Below are 6,316 nucleotides of genomic sequence, written 5' to 3' on the forward strand. Positions count from 1 at the left end.
GTAGACGTACAACGCGAGCTCTGTCAGTGCCTCTTGATAGAACAGATGCCTCGGCCATCTACACATTCAACGGGGGAACAGAGTCGTGTCACCGGACCAAAGCAACGTGTCTGCTCCATCCACTGGGCTCTACGAACAACTCATCACGCTGCGCTTTGAACAGCACCTGAAGGAGCTCGCCCGCCTCGGATGGCACGCCGTGAGCGACCGGGTGGGTCCGGAATCGGTGCCACACGTCCTGGCTCGGCACGTTTCGGGGACCGTACGACATGTGCTGCAAAGCCTTCCAGCCGAGGAGCGCGTACACGCGGCGAACCACATCCTGGAGTCCATCAGCACTCTGGAAGGCGCCCGGGAGTGGGTGGATCTCGTCGCGGAAGGGCCTCGTCAGCTCCTCGCGCTCACGCGGCAAGAGGCGCCGGGCGTCTTTGCCGTGCGCCCAGGCGTCCCCCTGTCCGACACGGCCCTCATCACCAACGCGCCAGAGGACCCGAGCCTCGGCTTCGAGCTGCGTGCTGAGCTCGCCACTGCTGACCATGTGGATCTGCTCTGCGCCTTCGTAAAATGGCATGGCCTGCGCATCATCGAGCAGTCCTTGAAAGCAGCGCACGACCGAGATGTGCCGATACGTGTAATCACAACGACCTACATCGGCGCGACTGAACGGCGCGCGTTGGACCGTTTGGTGCGGGAGTTCAACGCCGAGGTCAAGGTCAACTATGAGACGCGATCGACAAGGCTGCACGCCAAGGCATGGTTGTTCCGCCGCGACAGTGGCTACGACACTGGATACGTAGGCAGTTCCAACCTCTCCAAGGCTGCGCTTCTCGATGGCTTGGAATGGAACGTTCGGCTGTCCTCAATCGCCACGCCTGACGTCATGCGGAAGTTCGAGGCCACCTTCGAGGCGTATTGGAACGATCCGTCCTTCGAGACCTACGATCCCGACGCTGATGGAGAACGACTCCAGGAAGCCCTGGCCATCGCGGGAGGGACCACTTCCACCGCCGCCGCAGACCGCAGGATCACGCTGTCCGGGCTTGAGGTACGTCCGTATCCGCATCAACGCGACATGCTGGAGCGATTGGAAGTCGAGCGGGAAGTACATGACGTACACCGGAATCTGCTGGTCGCAGCGACTGGCACCGGCAAGACCGTGATGGCTGCACTCGACTACAAGCAGTTGCGGAAGAAGCACGGCCGGGACTTGCGGTTGCTGTTCGTCGCTCACCGCAAGGAGATCCTGCAACAGTCTCTGCGGACCTACCAAGACGTCTTGATGGACGCGAACTTCGGGGAGTCACTGCACAGCGGTGAGATCCCGGAGCGCTGGACGCATGTGTTCGCCAGCGTCCAGTCGCTGAACGCACGAGCACTTGACCGTCTCGCTCGTGATCACTTCGACGTGATCGTGATCGACGAGTTCCACCACGGGACCTCACCGACATACCGGAAGATCCTTGACCACTTCCAGCCGCTTGAGTTGCTCGGGCTCACCGCGACTCCCGAACGCATGGATGGCAAGAACATCCAGGACGAGTTCTTCGACGGTCGCATCGCCGCCGAGATGCGGCTGTGGGAAGCACTTGAGAACGAACTCCTCAGTCCCTTCCACTACTTCGGTATTACCGACACCACTGACCTAAGCACAGTGGAGTGGAAACGCGGGGCGTATGACGCAAGCGCCCTGAGCAACGTACTGACAGGAAATGTGGCACGAGCACGGCTGGTGGTGAAAGCCGTCGGGGACAAGGTCACCGACCCTGGGACCATGCGGGCGCTGGGGTTCTGCGTCTCAGTTGCGCACGCGCGCTTTATGGCACAGTCCTTCCGCACAGCCGGCATCAATGCGGTTGCCCTGTCCGGGGAGTCCTCCGCCCAAGAACGCGGACAGGCCCTGGCAGACCTCAAGTCGGGTGCCTTGCAAGTGATCTTCTCGGTCGACCTCTTCAACGAGGGGCTCGACATCCCTGACGTGGATACGTTGCTTCTCCTGCGCCCCACCTCCAGCGCCACCGTTCTCCTTCAGCAACTCGGCCGAGGCCTTCGCCGCACAGAGGACAAGGCCGTGCTCACCGTGCTGGATTTCATTGGGCAGCACCGCAAGGAGTTCCGCTTCGAGAACCAGTTCCGGGCGCTCACGAACCTCACTCGCAAGCGACTCCTGGACAACATTGAGCGCGACTTCCCGCAACTGCCGTCTGGCTGCCAGATCATCCTTGAAGAGAAGGCCAAGAAAACGATCATCGCCAACATCAAGGACCAGATTGGCGTCAACGTCACAGCGCTGGCCCGCGAGGTCGCCGACTATGCCGAGCCGAGGCTCAGCCGGTACCTGCACGAGAGTGGCCGCGAACTAAAGGAGTTGTACCGCGGCAACGGCAACTCCTGGACCGGGTTGCTGCGCCGCTCCGGTCTGCTGCAAGGGGAACCGCCGGAGGGGGAAGCCGCCCTCCTCAAGCGCGCATCCGCCTTCCTCCACGTAGACGACCCGCTGCGGGTAGCCGCCTACACGCGGATGCTGACGGACGACGCTCCGTCGTACGACGAACTCGACGAGCAGGGCCAGGCTTATGCCCGCATGCTCTTCTTCCAGCTATGGCCGCTAGGCGGTGTCACACGCAAGGGCTTCGCAGACTACGACGCCGGATTCACAACTCTCCATAAGCAGCACGCGGTTCGAAGTGAACTGCGTCAGGTATTGGAGTACAACCTTGCCCACACGGAACACGTGCCGATCCCGCTTCTGGGTGTTGGCGGGCATAACGGCATTCCACTGACCGTGCATGCCTCGTACAGCCGCGAAGAGATCCTTCCCGCCCTTGGCCAGTCCTACATCGGCGGCTTCATGCCAGGCGACTTCCGCGAGGGCGTGAAGTGGTGCGAGTCAATCAAGACCGACGCCCTCCTCATCACCCTAGAGAAGGACGAGAAGGACTTCTCTCCGCAAACCCGCTACCACGACTACGCGTTGAGCGAGACCCTCTTCCACTGGGAGTCCCAGAACCAGACGTCGGAAACGTCTCCCACAGGTCTGCGCTACCAGCATCACGTGGCCGGGGGCAGCCATGTCCTGCTCTTTGTCCGCCGATACAAAAGCACTGACATCGGGGGCGCCCAACCGTGGATGCTGCTCGGCCCTGCCGAGTTCGAGGACCACACGGGGAGCAAGCCGATGGCGATTAAGTGGAAGTTGAAGCACGCGCTCCCGGCGGACGTCTGGACGTACTCCGCGATTGCTGCTGGTTGACGCCACTCGGCTTCAGAGGGTCAGAGATGGCATCGATCACCGCTACCTCTGACGCTGCCGCCGCAAGCCGGCTTGCCCGATGACTAGGGCAGTACCCGTCGCGCGCATGCAGACCAGTGGCGAACTCGCACCAGGTCACCTTCCGGTCAGCAAGGAGCTGAACGCCCCACCGGTCGGCGATGGCTGAAACGAGAGCCACACCTCTCCCCGTTTCCGCATGGTCGGTTGCGTCCAAGAGGGTCGGTAGGGCGCGCGTGTCGGGGTCGTAGACCTCGACACGCAGCCGGGTGCCGTTCATGGAGACGGCGAGGGTGGTCGGCGTACCTGCACCCACGTGAGTGATCACGTTGGATACGAGCTCGCTGACGCAGAGCTGGACATCGCCGGTCAGTTCTTGCAGGCCCCAGATCCTGAGATGGATCCGTAACACCCGTCGCAGCGCTGCCACTTCTTCGGGTACCGCCAGAAACGGCAGTTCCCACGCCTTCCTTGGCGTGCACGTCATGCAGTCCATGCCTCACCCCCTCCACCTGCATGGCAGGTTGCGATGCGTAACTACCTTCGCACCGAGGGTTGTATTGGAACTCTCAAAATGGAACTCTCATTTCCTGCAGGAAGGAGCGTGCATCGACGTCGCGCGCCCCCAGCGCGCGCTGTCTTGCCGTCGAGCTCACGCAACCAGCACGATCTGACAGATCGACATGAAGGGCTGAGTGCATGCCAGTTGGACCCACTACCCGAAGGCGCCAGCTAGGCGCCGACCTGCGCCGACTCCGCGAATCCAAGGGCTTGACCCTGGAGGAGGCAGGCGCCCGGGTCGGCATCTCGAAAGCCACATTGAGTCGCTATGAGACGAAGGAGGGCACGGTCAAGTGGCCGGTTGTTGACGCCCTTTGCCGCGAATACGGAGCCTCCGAGGCAGAACGTCTCGCTCTCGTTGAGCTGGCCAAGGGCGCCAAGATCCAAGGCTGGTGGCGATCGCTTGCCGACCCCATCCCCGAGTCCATGAACCTCATGCTCACGCTTGAGGACGAGGTCGTACGCGAAGACCACTACGCCTGCATGTACGTCCCCGGCCTGCTCCAAACTCGCGCCTACGCCGAGGCTGTTCACCGAGCATCGGAGGTGGAATGCCCGGAGCGGGAGGTACAACACATGGTCGACATCCGGATGAAGCGCCAGGAGCTCCTCGACCGAGACGAACCACCGCGCATCTGGTGCGTGATCGACGAGGCAGCACTCCGTCGTCAGGTCGGCGGACGCGAGGTCATGCGAGAGCAGCTCGGGCACCTACTCGCCCTCGCCGAGCGCCCCCACGTCACCATCCAAGTACTCCCCTTCTCAAAGGGCGCACACGCAGCGGCCGTTGGGAGCTTCGCCATCCTCCGAGGCCCGACTCCGGACCTGGACGTGGTGTACGTAGACCTGCTCAGCGGCGGCCTCTTCATGGAGAAGCGACCGGAACTGGAGCGTTATAGGTTGGCGTTCGAGTACCTCAGCGCACAGGCACTCGATCTTGAGTCCTCCACGGACATCGTCCACCGCATAAGCAAGGAGTCCTGATGTCGGCGCCCTCAACGCACCAGTGGTTCAAGTCGTCCTACAGCGGCGGTAGCGGAACCGAGTGCGTGGAGTGCGCTCACATTGACGGCGCCATCCTGTTGCGTGACTCGAAGCATGACGGCGGGGAGTTGTTGCGGGTGGGGGTGGCGGCTTGGAGAGTCTTCATAGGCACCGTGGGCCGGCGGGCGGTAACGGAGTTCTGGTGAGCGCGCACCACACGGAGACATCGTCTACCGCCGGGCGGCGGCGCGGCACCTACAAACAGCGCGATCAGGGCGGTAACGCCCGTTCCTGTGGCGGGAGTTGGAGCAGGTTCCTCGACTCCGAAGCATGGCTGCCTCACCCCCTTACTTCAACCGCTCCTGGTCATGCTCACTCACACCCACCGTTCTATGCGACTACGTGATTAGAGCGAGGATGGCCTTGTCGCTCAGGTGCAACGGTGCGTAGTTTGCTCGCTACACAAACCGGCGAAGACGGCACGTTCCAGAACGGCGACTTTCCGGCTGTGTGCACCACGCCAGGACCGGGCTTGCCAGCCGTACAGGGCTTCGACTTGGCACGACCGACACCGGACAGTAGGTCGGTCGTGCTGATCCCAGAACGCATCCCGAAGGAGGCCGCACGTGCCTGAGTTTGGCCCTGAACCCGTGTACCTGGAGGGCGACCAGTGGAAAGCGTACGCTCGCGACTTCAAACGCTCCGCCTTCCGGCTCGAAGTGCATCAGACGTACACGATGCCCGGCGAGTCTGAGACCTTCCACTCCTTCCTCGCCGGAAATCCGATGCCGGAGGGCTTCAACGGGTCCTGGCACAAGACGCTCCGGGATCACGCGACGGCGGGACGCACAATGACCCGCGCCAAGATCGTTCGTCGGCCGCTCACGCCATACAGCCGCTACTCGTTCGCATGGGGCATCCCTGGAAACGTCGCGGCCGGGGAGGACTACCGAATCATTGATGTGACCGAGCAGGGGAATCCCGGACTGCCCGAGCAGGACTTCTGGATGTTCGACGAGGCGACCGTCGTCCACCTCAACTACCGTCCCGATGGAACGCAGATCAATCGGGAGCTGATCCAGGAGCCAGACATCGAGAAGTATCTAGCTTGGCGGGATCTCGCCCTGGAAAACGCCGTGCCGTTCAGTGCCTATCAGACCTGAGCCGCCTGGCTTCTTGAACGCGCCAACCTCGGCATGGCGAACGATTCACCGGATGGCACGCGCATCGTCCGCGTGCCATCTGTGCCCCATATGGGCGCCAACTGCGGCGCGTTCGGCGACTTAGACCTGTCCCGTAACTGGTCAGAGTGAGCAACAGCCCCATGGCAACAGGGCTGGCTCAGGTTTCGAGGCGACCCAGTCACTTGGCCGAGAGCCGCAGGGTTTCCTGCCACTCGTCCCTCACGTCGCGGGACTCGTCCAGGGCAGGATCGCGGCTTCCGCCTGGTGCATAGGCCGGGGACCGGTCTGCGTGGAGCGGCACATGGGCGCAGTACCAGGC

Annotated in this window: 4 protein-coding genes and 1 pseudogene; 4 read left to right on the top strand and 1 reads right to left on the bottom strand. The window is 62.6% G+C overall.

Features of this window, described 5'->3' with window-relative positions:
- The first annotated feature begins 85 nt into the window (after window positions 1-85).
- A complete protein-coding gene (locus ABZT04_RS36050; RefSeq protein ID WP_356062008.1) occupies window positions 86-3,250 on the top strand; it encodes a DUF3427 domain-containing protein in 3,165 nt (1,054 codons plus the stop codon).
- A 91-nt stretch (window positions 3,251-3,341) separates the two neighbouring features.
- On the opposite strand, the pseudogene ABZT04_RS36055 reads toward ABZT04_RS36050, so the two are convergent.
- Window positions 3,342-3,764: pseudogene (locus tag ABZT04_RS36055) on the bottom strand (ATP-binding protein); the annotation flags it as partial.
- A 203-nt stretch (window positions 3,765-3,967) separates the two neighbouring features.
- On the opposite strand from ABZT04_RS36055, the gene ABZT04_RS36060 reads away from it, so the two are divergent.
- The 3 genes from ABZT04_RS36060 to ABZT04_RS36070 all read left to right on the top strand — a co-directional run bounded on the left by ABZT04_RS36060 (window position 3,968) and on the right by ABZT04_RS36070 (window position 5,976).
- Window positions 3,968-4,813, top strand: a complete 846-nt coding sequence (locus ABZT04_RS36060) for a helix-turn-helix transcriptional regulator (RefSeq protein WP_356062011.1) — start codon at window positions 3,968-3,970, stop codon at window positions 4,811-4,813.
- On the top strand, window positions 4,813-5,019 hold the full coding sequence (locus ABZT04_RS36065; RefSeq protein ID WP_356062013.1) for a DUF397 domain-containing protein: 207 nt from the start codon (window positions 4,813-4,815) through the stop codon (window positions 5,017-5,019). Before ABZT04_RS36060 ends, ABZT04_RS36065 begins: the two co-directional genes overlap by 1 nt.
- A gap of 420 nt (window positions 5,020-5,439) precedes the next feature.
- Window positions 5,440-5,976 carry a DUF6879 family protein gene (locus ABZT04_RS36070; RefSeq protein ID WP_356062016.1) on the top strand — a complete coding sequence of 179 codons (537 nt, stop codon included), beginning with the start codon at window positions 5,440-5,442 and terminating at the stop codon, window positions 5,974-5,976.
- Window positions 5,977-6,316 lie beyond the last annotated feature (340 nt).

Origin of the sequence: Streptomyces sp. NPDC005492, from assembly GCF_040605995.1 — a bacterium.
Classification (GTDB): Bacteria; Actinomycetota; Actinomycetes; order Streptomycetales; family Streptomycetaceae; genus Streptomyces.

Excerpts from the sequence above, each read along its gene's own strand:
- ABZT04_RS36060 (WP_356062011.1), top strand. The coding sequence starts at position 3,968 with ATGCCAGTTGGACCCACTACCCGAAGGCGCCAGCTAGGCGCCGACCTG.
- ABZT04_RS36065 (WP_356062013.1), top strand. The coding sequence starts at position 4,813 with ATGTCGGCGCCCTCAACGCACCAGTGGTTCAAGTCGTCCTACAGCGGC.